At 66.8% G+C, this 271-nt stretch carries 1 protein-coding gene; it reads left to right on the top strand.

Annotated elements, in window-relative coordinates; genetic code table 11:
• On the top strand, window positions 1-271 hold a 271-nt coding region (locus CH341_RS32560; protein ID WP_146604776.1), incomplete at both ends, for an aldehyde dehydrogenase family protein.

The raw sequence follows: 271 nt of genomic DNA, 5'->3' as shown, positions 1-271 counted from the left end.
AGACGATGCTGATCTTGCGCGTCTCACGACGCTGGTGGAGACGGCGCGCACCGAAGGCGCAGATGTCTGGCAGGCGGACGCCGACATGCCGGGAGAGGGCCGCTTTTTCCCGCCGACGCTTGTGAGCGATGTGGCGCCCGCCATGGGCGTGGCGGACGCGGAGATCGCCGGTCCGCTCATCTGCTCCACGACCTTCCGCACGCCGGATGAGGCGCTGAAGCTTGCCAACCACTCTCGATATGGCCGTACCGCGGCGGTCTTCTCGGAGAAT

The organism is Rhodoplanes roseus (genome assembly GCF_003258865.1).
Classification (GTDB): Bacteria; Pseudomonadota; Alphaproteobacteria; order Rhizobiales; family Xanthobacteraceae; genus Rhodoplanes; species Rhodoplanes roseus.
The sequence above is the reverse complement of the archived record's forward strand: the minus strand, read 5'-3'. Positions and strand labels throughout refer to the sequence as shown.